This window comes from Tsukamurella sp. M9C, from assembly GCF_020169415.1.
Taxonomy (GTDB): domain Bacteria; phylum Actinomycetota; class Actinomycetes; order Mycobacteriales; family Mycobacteriaceae; genus Tsukamurella.
Window position 1 is genome coordinate 1 of record NZ_JAIULG010000110.1, and the last position, 403, is coordinate 403.

Consider the following 403-nt stretch of genomic DNA (forward strand, 5'->3'; position numbering starts at 1 on the left):
GCGGGGTTGAGCGCGGCCGAGACCTCGTGGCCCTTGGCCCGCTCCTTGACCCGGGCGACGAAGGCGCGCACCACGGGCAGCGCGACGTCGGCCTCGAGCAGCGCGAGCCTGATCTCGCGCGCCGTCGCGTCGATGTCGGCGTCGGTGAGCCGGCCCTTGCCGCGCAGGTCCTTGAGCGCGCCTGTGAGCCGATCGGAGAGGGATTCGAACATTGCTCCAGACTATCGGGTCGGCTCGTCGTCCGGTGGCGCAGGCGGCGCGGCCTCCGGCAGAACGGCGATGACGGCCTCCTCGGCGCGGGCCCGGACGGCCGCTTCGTCGCCGGGCACCGCGAGCCCCCCCCCCCCCCCCCCCCCCCCCCCCCCCCCCCCCCCCCCCCCCCCCCCCCCCCCCCCCCCCCCCC

Annotated in this window: 1 protein-coding gene; it reads right to left on the reverse strand. The window is 78.7% G+C overall.

Annotated features, from left to right (window positions below):
• The coding region (locus tag LB823_RS23610; protein WP_224652217.1) for a signal recognition particle receptor subunit alpha at positions 1-212 on the reverse strand (212 nt) is incomplete at its 3' end.
• Positions 213-403: the final 191 nt, after the last annotated feature.